This is a genomic window from Allobosea sp. 05T438 (assembly GCF_056396025.1).
The window spans coordinates 45,277-62,401 of sequence record NZ_JBFTKQ010000002.1 but is presented as its reverse complement, the minus strand read 5'-3'; the positions used below and the strand labels follow the sequence as shown (position 1 = coordinate 62,401).

The following is a 17,125-nucleotide window of genomic DNA, read 5'->3' as shown; positions in this document are numbered from 1 at the left end:
GTTCGCGTCGGCGACCCGGACGGTTCGGTGCAAGCCGGCGGTTGAAACAAAAGCCTGCGGATCGTCAGGTAAATTATTGATAGAATGGACCGGTCGCGGTTGTCGGATGCCTGGGGCTGAGCATTGACCAGTGCAGGTGAAGGGGGGCGTGACATGTCGCAGCCGGCGCGCTGGTTCTGGGGTCTGATTCCACTGGTCCTGCTTTGGGGCGCCGGGAATGTCGGGCTCGACGCGGCCATCGAGCAGGATGTCGGCGAGCGCGCGGTGCGAGCCGTTGCCGCAGAGGCCGGTCAAGCCCCGGGCGCCCGTCCTATCGTGGCACAGGTGGAGGGCCGAGACGTCACGATTTCCGGGGAGGTCCTGTCGACCGACGGCGCCACCCGCGCCATGGCGCATCTGCGCGCCGAATTCGGCGTCCGCCGGGCGCTGGGCGGTCTGTCGCAGGTCGTTGCGCAGAAGCCCTATTCATGGTTCGCGGGCCGGCTCTCGGATAGCGTTACGCTCGGCGGCTTCGTCCCGGATATCGAGACGGCGACCGCCAATCTCGTTGCAGCAGGCGCTGCACTGCCCGGCCTGCGGATCGACGATCGTCAGACTATCGCATTCGGCGCGCCGGACGGCTTCGCGGCGATGACCGCTGCGATGATCGCCGAACTGCCGAAGCTGGCTTCCGGACGGATCGCGCTCGACGACAGCCGCTTCTGCATCGAGGGGAAGGCCGTGACACCCGATGCGTTCCGCGCTCTCGAGGCCGCTATGGTGCAGTTGGCCCGGCCCGGCTTCCAGGCAGTGAAGTGCGATCTGGAGCCTCCGACCGTCACGCCCTATCGCTGGAGCGCCGAGCACCGTGCCGACAATGAGCTCGTCCTGCGAGGATTCTATCCGAACGACGAGATTCACAGGCAGCTCCTCCAGGCGGTGCAGCGTGCCTTCGGGGCGGCGGTGGCGCTGCGCGATGAACTGCAGCCAGGAGACGGCGCGCCGTCCGCGTTCCTCGAGAAAATCGCCCGGGCCGCTGCGGACCTTGCCCGGCTTCGGGAAGGCAGAGCCGAGCTCAGCGGGGATGTCTATACGCTCTCCGGCAAGGGACCGGACAACTATGAGGCTTGCCAGGCACTGCGCCTGCAGATCGCACAGCTGGACGGCCCCGATTCGGTCGCGCGGGTCGAGATCGACTGTCCTCCGGAGCCGCCGCCGGCCCCTGTCGTCGTGCCGCCGCCCGAGGTGCCGGGCCCGATCCTGAAGGACGTGCTGCCGGCAGCTCCGGCACCCGCTCACCCCACCTCTGCTTCCACCGCACCCCTCGATTCCGGGCCCGCCACGCTACCGGCGACGCCTTCCGCTCCGGTCGCTGATCCGACAAGCGTGCAGCCAGCGACAACTCCGGTGCAGCTCGAATGGAACGCAAGACGCGCGGACGGGCGTGTCTCTCTCGGCGGAATTCTGCCGAGTGAAGCCGAGCGCGCCAATGTAACGGCCGTGGCGCGGCGCCTGTTCGGGGAAACGGCGCTCGACGACCGCATGAGGGTCGAGCCTGTACTGCACACCGAACTCGACATTCCGGCGTCGCTGTCCTTCGCGCTTGAGGTCCTGTCGAGGCTTAAGGCGGGATCGGTGACGATCCGCGACAAGGCCTTTGTCGTGGCCGGCGAGGTTGCGGACGCCGCGGCTCTCGGAGAGCTGCACGATCTCCTCGCCCGAGGTGGTCCGGCAGGGCTCACCATGGGGTCTCTGCCGGACAGCGTCGCGGTTCGGCCTTATCGGCTGGGGTTGTCGGCGGATCGTACCGGCCTGCGCCTGACCGGTTTTCTTCCTGACGAAATGACGCGTGCTGCTCTCCGTTCTCTCGTTGCCGATTCCCCGCTCAAGGATCGGCTCGATGATGGGGCGGTCGTCGTGCCGGGGGCGCCGGCCGGTTTCGGTGCTGCGGCGCGGGTTGTCCTCACCGATCTGCTCCGGCTGGATCTCGGCTCCGCTTCTGTCGAGGATGATCTCGTCAGCATCCGCGGACTGACCTGCCGCGAACTGATCAGGAGCGAGGTCGAGACCAGCGCCGCCTCTGGCCTGCCTCCGGGCTTCAAGGCCAATGTCGTGATCAGCCTGCGTCAGACCGGTTGCGTCGTCGACCCGCCGGCAAGCTGTCAGAACGATCTCGACGGCCTGACCACGCGCAACACTGTGCTGTTCGGGCAAGGAACCTCGGCCGTAGAACTCGACGCGACGACCGAGCGGGTGATCGGCGAGGCGACGGCGATCCTCAAGAAGTGCCCGGGCTCTCAGGTCACTATCGAGGGGCATGCCAATCGCGATGGCGAGTGGCGCGGCTTCGACAATATGGATCTGTCGCTTCGGCGGGCTCTGCGTGTGCGCGACGAACTTGCGCGGCGCGGGATTGATCCGGGGAAGCTCACGGTCAAGGCTTACGGCAGCACGCGTCCGATCGCGCCCTACGATAAGCAGGAAGCCAAGGCGATGAATCGCCGCGTCCAGTTCACAGTGGCGAAGTAGGAGGCGGACATGCTCTATCTCGCCAGCCAATTCGTCTGGTTCCTGCTCGCCGCCTTTGGCTTGGGGCTCGCCATGGGCTGGATCAGCCATGCTGGCGGTAAGGTCCGGCTGTGGAACGGTGCCTGGACCGTTGTCGCCGCGCTCTGGGCCGTCGGTGCAGCCTTGGCCTGGTTCCAATGGCTCAACGGTGCCGTCGCGACATGGGTGGAGACCGCTCTGCTGTTCATTGCTGCGTACTGGGCGGGCTGCGTCTGCGCCAGTTTGCTCCCCAGGCCGGCAGCTGTGAGCGCAGGTGAGGCTCCCGCGCGCAGAGCGCAGCCGTCCACAATCGCTGCGCAGGTGGAAAATCCGTCAAGAGCAGCTCGGGAGGTGCCCGCCGATGCGCTCCCGTCCGTAGAGAACGAAGCGGATTTGCCAGGCCGGCGGCCTACCGGTCAGGCAGCGGCTCGCGGCGGCAAAGCGGACGATCTGAAGCTGATCAAGGGCGTCGGCCGGCAGAACGAAGGCCGTTTGCACGGTCTTGGCATCTGGCATTTCGAGCAGATCGCGGTCTGGACGCCCGACAATATCGAATGGGTCGGCAGCTACCTGGCCTTTCCCGGTCGCATCGAGCGTGAAGACTGGGTTGGCCAGGCGAAGGTGCTGGCAACGGGGGCGGATACCGAGTTTGCCGCTCGCGCCAAGGCCGGACAGGTGGAGACGTCGCGCGACGACGGATCGTTCGGGCAGAGCAACGTCGCGGACATTTCTAGCGAAGCCAAGGCGGAACCGCCGAAACCCTGAATTCAGGCTGCTCGGCGCTCGGCCCGCACGATCAGCTTGCCGATGCGCCGGGCCATGTCCTTCGAGCCCAGTAGCGGGGCATGGCCTTGTCCGGGAACGCTGTAGACCTCGCAATCGGGATGGCGCTCGGCCATGTCCTGCAGGGTCTTCTCGGCCAGCAGATCGGAGTTCGCGCCGCGGATCGCGAGCAGCGGCACCGCTTTGAGCCCGTCGAAATAGGTCCAGAGTACCGGCAGCGGCGTTTCGAGATCGAGCTCCTCCAAAACCTTCATGAGCCTGGTATCGTAGTCTGGCTTGAGCGGGCCGTCGCGATCCGTCCAGGTGCGGCGGGCCATGATCTCCCATTCAGCCTCGCTGAGTGCCGGGAAGTGCTGATCGGAGAGCCGCTTCAGGATCTCGGCGCCTTCCGAGAAGCTGCGTGGCACCGGCAGCTTGCCGACATAGCCGCGGATGCGCAGCAGGCCGCGCGCGTCGATCACCGGGCCGACATCGTTGAGGACCGCGCCGCGAATAACGGCGGGACGTGCCGCCGCCAGCGCCATCGTCAGAAGCCCACCGCGCGAGGTGCCGATGAAGACCGCCTCATCGATGCCCATCGCGACCAGGACCTGCATGAGGTCGTCGAGTTCGATGCGGATATCGTAGTTCTTCCAGTTGCGGTCGTAGTCCGAGAGCCCGCGGCCGCGATAGTCCAGGGCGAGCACGCGCCGCGGCTTGGTTTCGTCCTGCGCGAGAGCCAATGCCAGCTCGTGGAAATCGGCCGCCGTGCGCGCGAAGCCCGGCAGGCAGACGACAGGCAGCGCGGTCGCTTCAAGCGGGCCATAGTCGCGCAAATGCAGCTTCAACCCGTCGCGGGCGCTGACGAAGCGGGAGGTGAAGGCGGTATCCGTGGTCATAAGGGACTCGAGGCGGAGGGCTGGAGGCACCTAACCACGCCGATGGCAGGGGTGGAAGCCGGGTTTCACGGCTAGCCGTCAGGCCGCTCCCCAACGCCGCAGTTTGGCGAGGCATCGGTTGAAGACATCGAGTTCTTCCGGCGTCAGTACGGACAGGAAATCGTGCTCCATCTCTTCGCCGAGCCTGTCCGCCTCCCGCCTGATGGCTTCGCCCTTCGGCGTGAGATGGAGGGAGACCTTCCGGGCATCGGCGCTTTCGAGCTGGCGGTGGACATGGCCTTCGTCCACCAGCTTGCGAAGATGCTTGGAGATCAGCGTCTGCTCGATGAAGGTCGCTTCCGAGAGTGCGCGGGACGACAGCCCCGGCGCGTCCCCGATGGCGCGGATCACACGCAGCTCGCGGATGTTGAGGCCGAGCTGTCCCTTGTAGACCTGCGACGCCTTCGCCATCGCGGTCTGGCTCAGCTGATCCAGCCGGAAGGTCAGGAAGGTGTCGCGCGGCGGCATCGTCAGCTCGTCAGCGCTTCTTGCTCTGCCGGCCCGCCAGCGTGAGCGCAATCAGAGAGAGCGCTGCGCAGGCCAGCAGATAGTAGGCCGGCACCAGGTCGGAGCCGGTCTTTGCCACCAGCCAGGTCAGCGTGAAGGGCGCCAGCCCGCCAAACAGCAGCACGACCACGTTGTAGGCGACCGACATCCCGGTCGAGCGGACATCCGTCGGGAACATGCCGGCGAGCAGGCCCGGGGTGGGCGCCCAGATCGCCGCGATCGGCAGCGCGCAGATCGCCTGGACCAGCAGCAGCCGCTCGAAGCTCGGTTCCGCCACGACATAGGCCAGCAGAGGATAGGAGAGCAGCGAGAAACTCAGCATGCCCAGAAGCCAGATGCGGCGCGGGCTCCAGCGGTCGGCGAGATGGCCCATGATCGGTACGAAGATGAACAGCAGGATGCCGCCGATGAGCGAACTCAGCATCGCGCTGGTGAAGGGCAGCTTCAGCTGCCGCACGACATAGCCGGGCAGGAAGATGAACCAGACATAATTCGAAGCGGTGCCGGGGATCATGAGGCCGAAGCAGCGCAGCAGGGCGTTGCGATGCTCGGCCAGCACGGCGTGGAACGGCGTGCGGCCGGCGTTGCTGCCGCCCTGCCTCTCGTATTCGGGAGATTCGTCGACGAAGCGGCGGATATAGAAGCCGAGCGGCGTGATCAGCGATCCCAGCAGGAAGGGAATGCGCCAGCCCCAGCTCTGCAGTGCCTCGGCCGTCAGCAGGGTTGCGAGCGCGTAGCCGGAGAAGGCGGCAAGCGCCAGAGCCAGCGCCTGCGAGCACATCTGGAAGCTGCCATAGGTCATCTTGCGGCCGGGCGGAGCGTATTCGACCAGCATCGCCGTGGCCGAGGCGAATTCGGCGCCAACCGAGATCCCCTGCAGGATGCGGGCGATGATGACGAGGATCGGCGCGAGGATGCCGATCGTCGCATAGCTCGGCGTCAGGCCGATCAGCACGGTCGAGAACCCCATGATCAGGATCATCACCGTCAGGATCGGCTTGCGGCCGAAGCGATCGGCATAGGTCGAGAGCAGCACGCCGCCGACCGGCCGCACCAGGAAGGAGATCGCGAAGGTCGCTGCCGTCAACAGCGCCGAGACCAGCGGGTCCGAGCTCGGGAAGAAGACCTGGGAGATGATGGTGGCGAAGAAGCCGTAGACGAGGAAGTCATACCATTCGAGGCCGTTGCCGATCACCGAGGAGATCACGGCGCGGCGGACCATTGCGGGGGAGCGCGCTTGTCCGGCTTGGATAGCCGCGGCGGTCATGCGCTGGTTCCTTGCGTCTGACGCTCGACGATCCGGCACAGAATGCTGGCGCCGATCGGGAGCAGGCGGTCGTCGAAATCGAAGGTCGGGTGGTGGCACATCGCGCCGGGCTGGCCGAGAAAGATGTAGGCGCCGGGCCACTGACGCAGCATCAGCGCGAAGTCGTCGGAGAAGGGCAGGGGCGTCAGGTCGGTCCTAACCTTCGCCTCGCCGAGAACAACTCCGGCGGCTGCAGCCGCGGTGGCTGCCGCGCGTGGGTCGTTGAGGCAGGGCGGACAGCTCGCCTTCTTCGTGCAGGTGATCGTGCAGCCCGACATCTCCGCGAAACCGCGGCAGATCGCGTCGAGCTTCTCGACGATAGCGGCCTCCGTCGCCGGGTCATAGGTGCGGATCGTGCCGCTGAGTTCAGCTGAGGCCGGGATGATGTTGGCCGCGGTGCCAGCGCAGAGACGGCCCAGGCTGATGACGGCGGGCTCCATTGGGTCGACATGGCGCCCGACGATCGAGGAGATCTCGTTCGCGAGCCGCGCCGCGACCTGGAGCGGATCGACCGTGGTATGGGGCGCCGCGCCATGACCGCCGACGCCGTCGATCCGGATCTCGAAGACCGTCGTTCCGCTCAGCGTCGGACCGGGGCGGACTGCGGCCGTGCCTTCCTCATAGAGCGGGATGGTGTGCAGCGCGTAGACTTCCGAGCAGGGGAAACGCTCGAACAGCCCGTCGGCGATCATGCGCTCGGCGCCCTGGCCGATCTCTTCGGCCGGCTGGAAGATCAGATGCACCTTGCCGCGCTTGGGAGGATTGGCCGCAATCTGACGCGCGGCCGCCAGCAGCATCACCGTATGTCCGTCATGGCCGCAGCCATGGAATTGGCCCTCAGTGCTCGAGCGATAGTCGAGCCCCGTCTCCTCACCCATCGGCAGCGCGTCCATGTCGGCGCGCAGTCCGATGGTCGGCCCCTCCGCCGCGCCCTTGATGACGCCGACGAGGCCGGTGCCGCCCAGTCCGCGATGAACCTCGACGCCGAAGGAGGAGAGCGTCTGCGCGACGAAGTCCGATGTCCGGAACTCCTGGAAGGCGATCTCGGGATGGGCGTGAAGGTCGCGGCGCCAAGCCTGAAGCGTCGGCGCGAAATCGGCAATGTCCTGCAGCATCGAAGTTCCTCCGCTGAAGGCAATGGGTATTTGAAAGTTTCAAATATTGCAACGTTCAGATAATATCATTGCCGTGCCGGCAAATCTCGGGCGCGAACGAGACATACCGCACGGAACCGCGTCGTCATCCCGGGCGCAGCGAAGCGGAGACCCGGGATCCATGCCGGCGCGTTTGCCGGAAAGGCTCAGGCGTGGATCCCGGATCGGCGCGGCGTCGCCGCTTGTCCGGGATGACACAGTTCCGGCGCTGCAAGACTCAGTCTCGCTTGCCGCCGCGCTTCAGGTCATAGTCGATGAGGTAGGCCGTGCGCTGGTTCAGCCGCTCGCGATAGACCTGCAAATTCTCCATCACGCGCTGGACGTAGTTGCGCGTCTCGGAGAAGGGAATGCGCTCGACCCAGTCGACGGCATCGACCTCAGGGTCGCGTGGATCACCATAGGCAGCGATCCATTTCTTCACGTTGGGAGAGCCGGCATTGTAGGCCGCGAAGGTGAGGATGTAGGAGCCGCGCCACTCCTTCAGCAGGTCGTTGAGATGGGCCGCGCCCATCTGTGCCGCATAGAGCGGGTCCTGCCCGAGCTTCTGCCAGTCGAAGGGCAGGCCGGCGCGCCGCGCCGTCTCGCGCGCGGTCGCAGGCATCATCTGCATCAGCCCACGTGCCCCGGCATGGGACATGGCGGCGGGGTCGAAGGCGCTTTCCTGCCGGGCGATGGCGTGGACGATGGCGCGCTCCATCGGATCTCCGAGCACGTCGAACTCCGGGATGCCGTTGACCGGATAGGCAGCCATGTCGAGCGGGAAACCGCGCTGCAGCGCCGCCTTGCCGATGCCGACGAGCGCGCGGGCATCCGTCTCGCGCTGGGCGATGGCCGCAATCGCTTCCAGCGCTTCGGTGGTGTGCAGGCGCTGTGCCAGATCGTTCAGCATCAGCGTGGCGAGGTCGCGCTCGCCGATGCGGTAGAGCAGCCGCACGCCATGATGGCCGGGCAACCCCTCGAGGGCCGCAGCGGAGCTGCTCCGGAGCGGCAAGCGGTCCAGCCCCAGCTTCGCCCGTGCGAGCTGGCCGTAATAGGCGACAGGCTGCTCGGCCGCCTTGCCGAAGGCCGCTTTCGCTTCCTCGGCTTGGCCCAACTCCTCATAGGCGCGGCCCCGCCAATAGGCGGCGCGTGCCACCGAGATCGGCGTTTCGCCGATGGCGCCTGCCGCATCGAAATGCTTCAGCGCCACATCCGGCTTCTTCAGGAAGCGGAGTGCGATGAAGCCGGCGTGCCACTCGGCTTCGATGCGCTGGGCCGGGTCCTCGGCACCATGGCCGGCCGCGACTTCATAGGCTTTCGCCGGCTGGCCGGCGTCGAGGAGCTTGCGGGAAGTGATGCGCCGCTCCTCCCACCAGCCGTCACCGTCTCCGAGCAGCGCTGGGTCGCGCGGGACGTTGGCGAGAGCCTTCGCGGCATCGTCGAGCTTGTCGCCACGGCGCGCTTGCTGTGCCTGCAGGAAGGCGAAGGAGACGTCGCTGCGGACGGAGGCCGGCACGGCCGCGATCTGCTTCTCGGAGATCGGCCGGCGCGCTCCGGCGCTGGCAAGCCGCGCCCTCGCCAACACGACATAATCGGCCGAGACGCGGGCAGCATTGCGCAAAGCCGCCGCGTCGTTGTCCTTGAACAGAAAGCGCTCGGTACGCAGGCGATGGTCGTCCTTCGTCAGCGCCGTCTCGAATTCCTTGAGGACGATCTTCTCCAGTGCTTGCCCGAACGGGTCCTTGCGCCAGCTCTGGCGCACGAGAGCCACGGCCTCTTCGGTTCGTCCCTCGTCCTTGAGTGCGAGCGCAAGCGCGATCCGCCCGGCCGGCGACACCGGCTGCTGGCCGTGAAAGAACGCACGGACGACGAGCGGGCTCTTCTTCTCGGCGATCAGCGCCTCTTCGGCGCGGCGTCGAAAACGGGTCGTTGCGGGATAGTTCGGATGCTCGCGCAGAAAGGCGTCGATGCGCGTGAACGATACGGTTCCTGCATTGGCATGGATCGCCACCCATTCGAGCAGCGTGCGGACGGCGCGGTCCTCGATCCGCGCTGCAAGCTCATCGCCGTCACCGAGCGCGCCGCGGCGATAGGCGGCGACGGCACCTTTCACGGCGTCCAGATTGATTGCATCCTCGGCGCGCAGGGCGGAGGGTGGATAGGGCAGCAGTGCGCCCGTGGTCTCGACGTCGCCGATCATGGCGAGCTTGCGCTGACTCGCCAGCATGCCGTCATCGCCCGCCTGTGTCGTCGAGGCGGAGAGCAACGCAGGCAACAGCAGGCCGACTAGTCTCCTCGCGGCAGCAGGCGAGGCCATGGCGGGTCTCCATCCTGGGGCAGGCATCGGGGAATGATGGTCGCGGAAGGGGGTTTATGAAGGCTTAACCACGCCATTCCAAAAACTCCCAATGTGGCAATCACTTGGCCGTTTGGTTTTCAATCTCGGCCGATTTGCTTTTCAGCCGCTCGTTCTCAGCCCGTTCTCTCTTCTCGATCGTGGCCTCGCCAAGCAGCTTCTGGTCGATCTTTTTCGAGTACCGGCTGACCATTCCAATCGACATGCCGATGTCGTTCGCGATCTCCTGGTGCGTCATTCCGTCCATGCGGCGATCGCACACAGCCATGGCCCTCAGATCGTGGATAGAGCAGCCGGCGGCCGGCTTCCCTTCGTCAGTCGCAAGCCATGCCTTCCAGGCCGCCCACAGCGTCTTAGCCGTCATCCGGCGTCCGATGGAGCTGGTGATGTAGGGCACGAGCATCTCGACGCCCAGACCGTCGATCGCCTCGTGGTCGGAGGCCTTGAGTGGAACCCAGTGCTTCTTCCCGCCGAGCTTTTGGATCGCGAGGTTCATTCCGCCTTCGCGCTTATCGGCCGGCCGCATCTTGCAGAGATCGCCGGCGCGTTGGCCCGTCGCCCGGCCAATGACGGCCATATGCCGGAAGGTCTTCGGAGCGCTCTGGACGACGTAGGCATAGACCGCCTCCGGCCACGGCTCGGCGCCTTCCTCATCATATTTGATCGCCGCCACCTCGCGCGCCGGGTTTGACTTCGCGAACTCCCGCGGAACGCCCCACTTGAACAGGAGCCGTGCGATCTGAACCGTCTGGTTTGCGACTGAGGGCGATTCCGAGAGGTGGTCGCGGAGAGCCAGCACCATGGCGGGTGTGACATCCGCGGCCAGCTTCTTCCCCCAAGCGAGAGCGATCGTGTCGAGGCGAAACTGATAGAGACGCTGCGAATTCGGCTTGAGCCCTGTCCACTCCGACGACAGCTTGTATTTCGCGATCATGTCGTCGACGGTCTTCTCCTTCACCTTCACGACGGGCCCAGAGCTCAACTCCTTCACTCGCGCCCAGAACTCAGGCGTGTCGGGCTCGGGCAGGCGAACAAGCGGGCCGTTATCCTTTTGGCCACGGTTCCGCTGGAAGTAGTAATAGGCCTGGCCTTTCCGGCCATTGATCTTGAAGACGTGCTTAGGCAGCGGCACGGCGGCGTGCCTTCGGCTTCGGGACATGTGCTAGGCTCTCCATTGTCACCTCGGATACTCGTTCGTCTGCCGGATCTCCGGCAAGATGAGACTCCAAGGATGGCCAATGCCATCGCACGATCTGCCCGCGGTCGATCTTGGCCGGCGGGATGAAGCCAGCGCGCAGCCAGGTGTCGAAGGTGTCGACGCTGATCTCGAGCATCGCCGCGGCCGTCTGCCGACTGACGAAGATCGGGCTGATATCTGCGCGCGCCATCTTATGCCCTCCTCAGGGCGTTGCCGGAGGAGACCATGCGAAAGCCGTCTTCGAATTCGAGGCCCACGGAATTCATCGTGCCGCGGGCAAAGACGCGGCAACGCTGGCCCTTCCGGCCGCAGCGATCCCACCGATAGATATAGGGGAATGTGCCAATCCCGCGCCCGGACAAGTCTTCGTGAGCGGGGCCAATAAATTGCATGCCTGTCACGATTGGGTCAGCCTTCGACAATAGCGTCCCGGGCTCCAATTCGCCCAAACTGGCGATGTTGGACTTGGGACGCCGGCCCGAGAGAGTCCTGCCCCGGCGCGCCTTTTGAGAAAGATCCCCGCATTCGAGTTGATGAGGCTGTCCATGGCTTTCGTTTTCGATGAGAGAACCGCACCTGATCTCGCGAACTGGCGTCAGAGCGTCAGATTCTGGATGGTGGATGGATCCAAACGAGCGCCCTGCCAGATAGGCCTTTCCACGCTGCGCGAACTCGGACCTGAGCGGCTTGAAAACGACAGAGAATGTCTCGCCCAGTTCTACCTTCACTGCGCTGTGATCGCGACGGCCGCCGGGCGTCTGCTCGCAGCAGGCGCTTCTGACGGCAATTCGATCGTGCAGATCATGCTCGCGAACCTTGCCTGAGAGGCGGCAGCGGGCATCCATCACAGTAGCCTCCCTGCTTGGTCCTCGGCCTCCGCACGCTGGCGGAACTCAGCCTCCATCTCCTCGAAGATGCCGATCTGAAACGCGGCTTCGGCTTCGTTCATGGAGCCGGCAGCGACGCGGGTCGCATAGACGCGGCGGCGGAGGCCCAGCTCGCGGGCTAGGGCCTGCTGCTTCTGTCGGGCGGTGAAGCGATCAGCCATGGCTGCGCTCCTCAACAATCCCGTTGCGCTTTGGAACCAGGCCGTTCCCGCGGCATTGAACATTGCGAGCGTTCCGCGTCGGCGATCTGCCAGCAGCGCTTACCACCGCCTCTTTCCTCGCCCTCAAATTCATGGGGCAAAGAGCTATGTCTTTCATTTTCGACGAACGAACCGCGCCCGATTTCGAGCACGGGGGGCAGAGCATCCGGTTCTGCATGGTCAACGGTAACGAGCGGGCGACCTGCCAGATCGGACGCGCGACCCTGAACGAACTAGGCCCCAAGCCGATCGAATCCGACAACGAGTGCCTGGATCGGTTTTTCCAATATCGCGGCCGGATCGCCGCCGCCGCTACGCGCCTGCTCAGGATCGGAGTGCATAGGGGCGGCACGATCATACAGATCTTGCGGGCTAATATGGGGTGAGGGTCAGCCATTCGCCCCTCCATTCGCATCATAGGCGAGCATGCGGGACTGGTGGCCGGGCTTGTCACCCTTGCGCAACCAACCGCCCAGCGGACGGCCTTGGTGCCCGTGCTTCCAGATGAATACGCTAAAGTCCTTGGTGCCGCCGCCGGGACGTTCGCCAGCAAGGAGCACGGGGCCGGGCGGCATCGACGGCCGCGGCGTGATGTCGAGCACCTCGGCGAGGGGCGTCGTCTCCAGCCACCTCGAGCGCTCATCACCGCTGCGCCAGGTCGTTGGCAGGATGAGTGCGACAGCCTTCCGCGCCCGCTGCAGCGCGAGCCGGGCGAACTGCTCGGCGTGGCGGAAGGGCGGGTTTGAGACGATCAGGTCCGGACGGCTGAAGCCCCGGCTTTTCGCAGCCGGCCAATCCCCCTTGAGGAAGTCGGCGATCAGGTAGATCCCCTGGTGCGGCTGATCGCGCCAGCGAGGCGCGATGTCCGACCCTGCAGCTATCAAGCCGGCCTTGGCGGCGGAATGCACAATACGGCCGAAGCCGCATGCAGGGTCCAGAACCGTCCGGCAGCCGTCGACCGCGCCCGAAGCGAAGAGCCGCTCGGAGACCCAATAATCTTCCACGTACCAGTCGTCGGGATGCCGGTCCCAGATGTGGCTCTTGCGGGCGCGGGCGTCGATCATGCCGCGTTCCTCCGCGCGACTTCCTTCTTCATGGCGGCGACGATGTCGGCCGCCTTCAGCTCGTCGATGCACCAAGAGAGGTAGCGGTCGGGAAGGTCTACGATGAGCTCGCCCTTATGCTTGCCGAAGGGCATGCGGCTAATCTGTCGCGGCTTGCTGGTGATCTCGACCATTTCATCGATCGAGAGCCCGCGGCCGATGAGCGTCGCGAGGATGTGGGCCGAGGTGTAGGTGTCGGGGCCAGCGCGGTGCGCCGGCTCGCAGAGAGCCGGATCCAGCTGCAGCCCAAGATATTCGGGGAGGGCGCCGTTCTTGTGCGACGGCGCGTCCGGAAGATGGACCAGGGCGACCTTATAAGTGCAGATCCAGCGCCGATCTCCGCCACCAAAGAAGTTCTGCTCGAACTCGCAGTTGTGGGCGCAGAACACATCCGCGCCCTCCATCATCTCGCGGAATACGACGTCGGGCGATGGGCATCCCGCGACCATGGCGTCGGTGATCCCGTGGATCTTCGACACTTCTTCGGGGATCGCCCGGCCCGGATTGATCAGGCGGGCAACGGTCGGCCGGATCTCGCAGGCGTTGCCGTCGATGATGATGTCGGTCCAGCCGGCTTCGCAGACGGCGGCGTTCGGCGGCAGCCCGGTGGTCTCGAAGTCGATGACGCGGATCAGCATCGGGTGGTCTCTCCGTCGAGAGTCATGGCCGCCTCGGTCTCGGCCATGGTGCGGCCGCGAGCGCGGCGCGCCAGGCGCTTGGCCTCGCGCTCCTGGGGCGTTTCCATCGGATAGAGCGTGCCGCCCCAGCGGTTCACGCGCTCCGTCGGGAAGGTGATGACCGCGAGTTGGCCAAGCATCTCGTCCCAACCGAGGCCGTCGCAGATCTTGCCGCCCTGCTCGATGACGAACGAGCCAGCGAAACGCTCGTCCTCGCGCGCGATACGAATGGTGATCGGGTCCATTACGCATCCTCCGCCTGGCGCTGGCCCTCGAAGCCCTCGAGCCAGGCCTGCATTTCCGCCTCGCGCCCTTCGGAGCGGTACTCGGCCGGCATGGCGCGCTTGTTGAGCCCGTCACGCTTGGCCTCAGCGCCGCGATCGCGCGCCAACTGACGGGGGCTCGGCTGATCACCGGGGAAGTCGTCGCTAGCGGGGGGCGGAAAGCGCCCATCGTCCTCTCCGCCGTCCGTCACCGCACCGTCTGCAAGCGATTGAGGAGCTGGGTCCACAGCCCGCTGACCGGCAGACGCGGGAGGGCCCGAGGGTGCTACCTCACCCTTAATCTCGCCCGTTTCGGGATCATGCTCGGGCTGCGCCGGTGAGCCAGCAAGGGCGTCGAGCCGGCCGGAAAGCGTCTTCGGCGCAGGAGTAACGTCGCGAGCCGCGGCCGGGTCGCGCGGCATGATCTCGTCCTCGGCATAGACGCCCAGGATAACGTCAGGGAAGTGCCGGCGCGCCAGCGAGCGGGCGCTGAAGTAGAAGTGCTGTTGGTCCGGATCCGACTTCCACAGCGGCGAGTTCTTCGGAGTGATTTTCCCGAACTCGGGCGACTCGTAATCGACCCACTGGCCGCTTCCGTCGTTGAGCTCGACCGATACCCTGCAGCGACGCTTGTCGCCTTCGCCGCTGTATTCGACCTTCGGCCGCCCCTTGATCGGAGCCCGGCTGAGAACCACCGCGTGGATGAGCTGCGCTTCGTAGGCCAATTGATCGTTGACCAGATAGCTCTTGTTTGCGACCGCATAGGGCGACATGCGCCATTCAAGCGCCTGGATCACAACACCAAGGCAGGCGCCTGGGTTGCCGCGGAGATGCTTCCTGACGGCGATACCAGAGATCGCCATCAGCTTGGCGAACTCCATCACCTCGGAGACGTTAGCGAACACCAACCCGCCGGCCCGGTCCGAAACGGCAAGCTGTCGGGTGGTTTCGTTGTCTATGCGCGCCTCGATGCGCTGCTCGATAGTCTGAACTGACTGGCTCATCTGTTCCTCAGAATCGGATAGAGGTGTGGGGGATCGAGCCCGCGCAGATCGCGAGGACGATCTGCTTCGCGATCGGCTCATCGACGCCGCAGGTCATGATCGCGGTCTTCGCCTCGCCCATGATCTTGCCCTTGTGGGCAATGTCGGCCTGCCGGCGCTCTTGTTCGGCCTTGACTGCGGCGTCGGCACGGGCCCGTGCTTCGGTCTCTTCACGCTGGCGGCGCTGCTCTGCTGCCAACGCCTCCTGCGCTTCGCGTGCCTTGCGGCGCTCTTCTTCAAGGGCGGCTTCCTGCTCGGCCTTCGCGCGTGACTCGGCCTCCGCAGCAGCGCGGCGTTCGGCTGCCTGAATACGCTCGCGCTCGGCATCCTCAGCCTGGCGCTTCGCCTCGGCCTCCCGCTCTGCGCGCTGGCGCTCATCCTCAGCCGCACGAAGCCGGGCGAGCTCGGCGCGTTCCTCTTCGGCCTTGATGAAATTGGCCCGGCCGATGCGGAGGGCTGCGAGCGCTTCGACGTGCGCGTCCTCGGCTTCGCCTTTGGGATCTCCGAAGTCATCGTCGATGACGATGCTCTGGACCATCGCGATATCGCGGTCGAAATCCTCAAGGCCGTAATGCGCGGGCACCATCGCCGCTTGGCGGAGCATGCTGATGGCGGACTCGACGCGGGCGACGCGCGACTTCTCCGCCGTCTCCCAAGCGTCGAGCGGCGCCCGCGCCTTGTCCCGGAGGGCATCGAGGTCACGCTCGACCTGCGATTTGAGAGTGTTCACCGTTGCAGTCTTCTTTCGCCAGTCCTCGGTCAGACGCTTGCCGGCGTCGAGGATCGGCGTCTTGCGACGAGAGATGCCGTAGGCGAGGGAGGCAATCGCCTCGCGCCCGGATTTCGTCGAAACGTCGCGCTTCGATGCACCGATCTGCGCTTCGATCTCGGCGATCAGGCCCAGCAGGACGGTGTCGTCCCGATAGATCACGGCCGGCTCGGCCTCGACCATCTGCAGGAATGACGCGGAGTTATGGCCAATCGTGGCAGAGGCAAGCGCGTTCATGCGGCTTCTCCCGAAATGCTGATGCGGGGATAGGTGTAGGAGGAGGCTGGCTGGGGCTTCCGATTGACAGTGATGTTCTTGGCGCGGACGACGCGGCCGTCGGCGGCGCGCGCGGCCGTGTGCACGCCCATTTTCGTCAGCAGCTCTGCATCCAGGGCCTTGCGCTTCTTCTCGGCGTCCGCGCCGGCCTTTTCGGCCGCCTTCAGAGTGCTGCGCTCGTCGAGTATCGCCACGAGGCGGTTGTCCGTGCTCAGGTCGATCTCGGTATCGTCCGAACCGACGAAGCTGCTGCGGACATAGTCGCCATCGCGGAGATAATCGGGTTCGGGAGCGTCGCGTTGTTCGACGCGGCGCCAGAACTCGCGCACGCGCCGGACGAGCTCCGTCCAGACGCCATCATGGATCGGAATGTCGAAGAGCTTGAGCTCGGTCGTCACGCCGCCGATCATCACGGCGACGCAGGCCCAGGTGGCGCCGGTGAGCTTGGCCTCGACGATGGCCTGAACCGCGATCCAGGCGGGGATCTCAACCTCGCCGGCCTCGTTCATCCACTTCTTGCGGAAGATCAGGTTGTCGGTGGTCTTGATCTGGATGATGCCCAGTCCCTTGGCGTCGGGCCGGGTGGCGACCGCATCCGGGGTGGCGCCGATGCGCTCGCTCGGGATCCGGTAGTAGGTGTTGCCCTCGCTGAAGATCGTCCAGCCTGGCTTCAGCATGCGCACCATCTCGATCGCGGTGCGCTCGAACAGCGTGCCCCGAATGATCGGCGGCAGAACAATGCTGTCGTCGGTCATCACCGGCGTGACTTCCTCTTGCGGAGGCGCCATGCCAGCCTTCTCGAGGTAGAGGCCCAAGGCGGTGACGTACTGGTGCTCATGGAACAGGGCGCCCGCGACCGAGGCGGTGACGTCCATTGCCCGAAGTTTCATCCAGTCGCCGCGGTCGACAAACTTGACGCGCTTCACCTCGGGTGGGGTTTGCGTGGCGAGCGTCTCAGGCGTCAGAAGCATCGGCTTGTTCATGGGAGTTCACCTCGTTCAAAGGCTCGGACGGCTTCGATGTGGCGGCAGACGCAGCCGGCGAAGAGGAGCAGGAAGACGGCGATCATCACGCCGAGCTTGGCTTCGGGGGACATCAGCTTCCCCCTCGAGCTCTGAGCATGGCGTCGGCGGCCGCGTATGCATCGCCGGCCAGTTTGTCCCACGGGGCTCCTTGAAAGC

General features: G+C 65.6%; 18 protein-coding genes. 4 read left to right on the top strand and 14 right to left on the bottom strand.

All coding sequences use genetic code 11. The annotated features are described in order from the left end of the window. The first annotated feature begins 153 nt into the window (after window positions 1-153). Both AC1DIN_RS04130 and AC1DIN_RS04125 read left to right on the top strand, forming a co-directional pair. Window positions 154-2,508 (top strand): OmpA family protein, encoded by a 2,355-nt coding sequence (locus AC1DIN_RS04130; protein WP_476808788.1) that lies wholly within the window; start codon window positions 154-156, stop codon window positions 2,506-2,508. A gap of 9 nt (window positions 2,509-2,517) precedes the next feature. Continuing rightward, window positions 2,518-3,291: a hypothetical protein gene (locus tag AC1DIN_RS04125; RefSeq protein WP_476808787.1), complete on the top strand. Its 774-nt coding sequence runs from the start codon at window positions 2,518-2,520 to the stop codon at window positions 3,289-3,291. Window positions 3,292-3,293: 2 nt separating this feature from the next. Here the strand turns inward: AC1DIN_RS04125 and AC1DIN_RS04120 are convergent, their stop codons facing one another. The 7 genes from AC1DIN_RS04120 to AC1DIN_RS04090 all read right to left on the bottom strand — a co-directional run bounded on the left by AC1DIN_RS04120 (window position 3,294) and on the right by AC1DIN_RS04090 (window position 10,916). Further along, window positions 3,294-4,187 carry an alpha/beta fold hydrolase gene (locus tag AC1DIN_RS04120; protein ID WP_476808786.1) on the bottom strand — a complete coding sequence of 298 codons (894 nt, stop codon included), beginning with the start codon at window positions 4,185-4,187 and terminating at the stop codon, window positions 3,294-3,296. 78 nt (window positions 4,188-4,265) lie between these two features. Further along, the gene (locus AC1DIN_RS04115) at window positions 4,266-4,694 is read right to left on the bottom strand and encodes a MarR family winged helix-turn-helix transcriptional regulator (RefSeq protein WP_441468396.1); all 429 of its coding nucleotides are present in this window, start codon (window positions 4,692-4,694) and stop codon (window positions 4,266-4,268) included. 10 nt (window positions 4,695-4,704) lie between these two features. Next, window positions 4,705-6,000, bottom strand: coding sequence for an MFS transporter (locus tag AC1DIN_RS04110; RefSeq protein ID WP_476808785.1), 1,296 nt, complete (start codon window positions 5,998-6,000; stop codon window positions 4,705-4,707). Beyond that, window positions 5,997-7,154 (bottom strand): amidohydrolase, encoded by a 1,158-nt coding sequence (locus AC1DIN_RS04105; protein WP_476808784.1) that lies wholly within the window; start codon window positions 7,152-7,154, stop codon window positions 5,997-5,999. The genes AC1DIN_RS04110 and AC1DIN_RS04105 overlap by 4 nt, the downstream gene beginning before the upstream one ends. A 256-nt stretch (window positions 7,155-7,410) precedes the next feature. Next, window positions 7,411-9,489, bottom strand: coding sequence for a lytic transglycosylase domain-containing protein (locus tag AC1DIN_RS04100; RefSeq protein ID WP_476808783.1), 2,079 nt, complete (start codon window positions 9,487-9,489; stop codon window positions 7,411-7,413). Between the two features lie 100 nt (window positions 9,490-9,589). Then, the gene (locus AC1DIN_RS04095; RefSeq protein WP_476808782.1) at window positions 9,590-10,660 is read right to left on the bottom strand and encodes a tyrosine-type recombinase/integrase; all 1,071 of its coding nucleotides are present in this window, start codon (window positions 10,658-10,660) and stop codon (window positions 9,590-9,592) included. Then, complete coding sequence (locus AC1DIN_RS04090) at window positions 10,647-10,916, bottom strand: hypothetical protein (protein ID WP_476808781.1); 270 nt, start codon at window positions 10,914-10,916, stop codon at window positions 10,647-10,649. Before AC1DIN_RS04090 ends, AC1DIN_RS04095 begins: the two co-directional genes overlap by 14 nt. A 355-nt stretch (window positions 10,917-11,271) precedes the next feature. Here AC1DIN_RS04090 and AC1DIN_RS04085 point away from each other — a divergent pair, with 355 nt between their 5' ends. Next, window positions 11,272-11,550 (top strand): DUF1488 family protein, encoded by a 279-nt coding sequence (locus AC1DIN_RS04085; RefSeq protein WP_476808780.1) that lies wholly within the window; start codon window positions 11,272-11,274, stop codon window positions 11,548-11,550. Between the two features lie 20 nt (window positions 11,551-11,570). Here the strand turns inward: AC1DIN_RS04085 and AC1DIN_RS04080 are convergent, their stop codons facing one another. Beyond that, complete coding sequence (locus tag AC1DIN_RS04080) at window positions 11,571-11,774, bottom strand: hypothetical protein (RefSeq protein WP_476808779.1); 204 nt, start codon at window positions 11,772-11,774, stop codon at window positions 11,571-11,573. Between the two features lie 146 nt (window positions 11,775-11,920). Here AC1DIN_RS04080 and AC1DIN_RS04075 point away from each other — a divergent pair, with 146 nt between their 5' ends. Further along, window positions 11,921-12,199 (top strand): DUF1488 family protein, encoded by a 279-nt coding sequence (locus AC1DIN_RS04075; protein WP_476808778.1) that lies wholly within the window; start codon window positions 11,921-11,923, stop codon window positions 12,197-12,199. A 3-nt stretch (window positions 12,200-12,202) separates the two neighbouring features. Here the strand turns inward: AC1DIN_RS04075 and AC1DIN_RS04070 are convergent, their stop codons facing one another. Genes AC1DIN_RS04070 through AC1DIN_RS04045 form a run of 6 tightly spaced genes read right to left on the bottom strand, consistent with a single transcriptional unit; the run spans window position 12,203 to window position 16,927 of the window. Then, window positions 12,203-12,877 (bottom strand): hypothetical protein, encoded by a 675-nt coding sequence (locus AC1DIN_RS04070; protein ID WP_476808777.1) that lies wholly within the window; start codon window positions 12,875-12,877, stop codon window positions 12,203-12,205. Further along, window positions 12,874-13,554, bottom strand: coding sequence for a 3'-5' exonuclease (locus tag AC1DIN_RS04065; RefSeq protein ID WP_476808776.1), 681 nt, complete (start codon window positions 13,552-13,554; stop codon window positions 12,874-12,876). Before AC1DIN_RS04065 ends, AC1DIN_RS04070 begins: the two co-directional genes overlap by 4 nt. Continuing rightward, the gene (locus AC1DIN_RS04060) at window positions 13,548-13,838 is read right to left on the bottom strand and encodes a hypothetical protein (protein WP_476808775.1); all 291 of its coding nucleotides are present in this window, start codon (window positions 13,836-13,838) and stop codon (window positions 13,548-13,550) included. Before AC1DIN_RS04060 ends, AC1DIN_RS04065 begins: the two co-directional genes overlap by 7 nt. After that, the gene (locus AC1DIN_RS04055; protein ID WP_476808774.1) at window positions 13,838-14,860 is read right to left on the bottom strand and encodes a recombinase RecT; all 1,023 of its coding nucleotides are present in this window, start codon (window positions 14,858-14,860) and stop codon (window positions 13,838-13,840) included. The genes AC1DIN_RS04060 and AC1DIN_RS04055 overlap by 1 nt, the downstream gene beginning before the upstream one ends. Before the next feature lie 7 nt (window positions 14,861-14,867). Then, window positions 14,868-15,905 (bottom strand): hypothetical protein, encoded by a 1,038-nt coding sequence (locus AC1DIN_RS04050; RefSeq protein ID WP_476808773.1) that lies wholly within the window; start codon window positions 15,903-15,905, stop codon window positions 14,868-14,870. Beyond that, window positions 15,902-16,927 (bottom strand): YqaJ viral recombinase family nuclease, encoded by a 1,026-nt coding sequence (locus AC1DIN_RS04045; RefSeq protein WP_476808772.1) that lies wholly within the window; start codon window positions 16,925-16,927, stop codon window positions 15,902-15,904. The genes AC1DIN_RS04050 and AC1DIN_RS04045 overlap by 4 nt, the downstream gene beginning before the upstream one ends. Window positions 16,928-17,125: the final 198 nt, after the last annotated feature.

Excerpts from the sequence above, each read along its gene's own strand:
- AC1DIN_RS04115 (WP_441468396.1), bottom strand. The coding sequence starts at position 4,694 with ATGCCGCCGCGCGACACCTTCCTGACCTTCCGGCTGGATCAGCTGAGC.
- AC1DIN_RS04055 (WP_476808774.1), bottom strand. The coding sequence starts at position 14,860 with ATGAGCCAGTCAGTTCAGACTATCGAGCAGCGCATCGAGGCGCGCATA.
- AC1DIN_RS04130 (WP_476808788.1), top strand. The coding sequence starts at position 154 with ATGTCGCAGCCGGCGCGCTGGTTCTGGGGTCTGATTCCACTGGTCCTG.
- AC1DIN_RS04120 (WP_476808786.1), bottom strand. The coding sequence starts at position 4,187 with ATGACCACGGATACCGCCTTCACCTCCCGCTTCGTCAGCGCCCGCGAC.
- AC1DIN_RS04085 (WP_476808780.1), top strand. The coding sequence starts at position 11,272 with ATGGCTTTCGTTTTCGATGAGAGAACCGCACCTGATCTCGCGAACTGG.
- AC1DIN_RS04105 (WP_476808784.1), bottom strand. The coding sequence starts at position 7,154 with ATGCTGCAGGACATTGCCGATTTCGCGCCGACGCTTCAGGCTTGGCGC.
- AC1DIN_RS04045 (WP_476808772.1), bottom strand. The coding sequence starts at position 16,927 with ATGAACAAGCCGATGCTTCTGACGCCTGAGACGCTCGCCACGCAAACC.
- AC1DIN_RS04060 (WP_476808775.1), bottom strand. The coding sequence starts at position 13,838 with ATGGACCCGATCACCATTCGTATCGCGCGCGAGGACGAGCGTTTCGCT.
- AC1DIN_RS04110 (WP_476808785.1), bottom strand. The coding sequence starts at position 6,000 with ATGACCGCCGCGGCTATCCAAGCCGGACAAGCGCGCTCCCCCGCAATG.
- AC1DIN_RS04100 (WP_476808783.1), bottom strand. The coding sequence starts at position 9,489 with ATGGCCTCGCCTGCTGCCGCGAGGAGACTAGTCGGCCTGCTGTTGCCT.
- AC1DIN_RS04075 (WP_476808778.1), top strand. The coding sequence starts at position 11,921 with ATGTCTTTCATTTTCGACGAACGAACCGCGCCCGATTTCGAGCACGGG.
- AC1DIN_RS04070 (WP_476808777.1), bottom strand. The coding sequence starts at position 12,877 with ATGATCGACGCCCGCGCCCGCAAGAGCCACATCTGGGACCGGCATCCC.
- AC1DIN_RS04125 (WP_476808787.1), top strand. The coding sequence starts at position 2,518 with ATGCTCTATCTCGCCAGCCAATTCGTCTGGTTCCTGCTCGCCGCCTTT.
- AC1DIN_RS04065 (WP_476808776.1), bottom strand. The coding sequence starts at position 13,554 with ATGCTGATCCGCGTCATCGACTTCGAGACCACCGGGCTGCCGCCGAAC.
- AC1DIN_RS04080 (WP_476808779.1), bottom strand. The coding sequence starts at position 11,774 with ATGGCTGATCGCTTCACCGCCCGACAGAAGCAGCAGGCCCTAGCCCGC.
- AC1DIN_RS04090 (WP_476808781.1), bottom strand. The coding sequence starts at position 10,916 with ATGGCGCGCGCAGATATCAGCCCGATCTTCGTCAGTCGGCAGACGGCC.
- AC1DIN_RS04050 (WP_476808773.1), bottom strand. The coding sequence starts at position 15,905 with ATGAACGCGCTTGCCTCTGCCACGATTGGCCATAACTCCGCGTCATTC.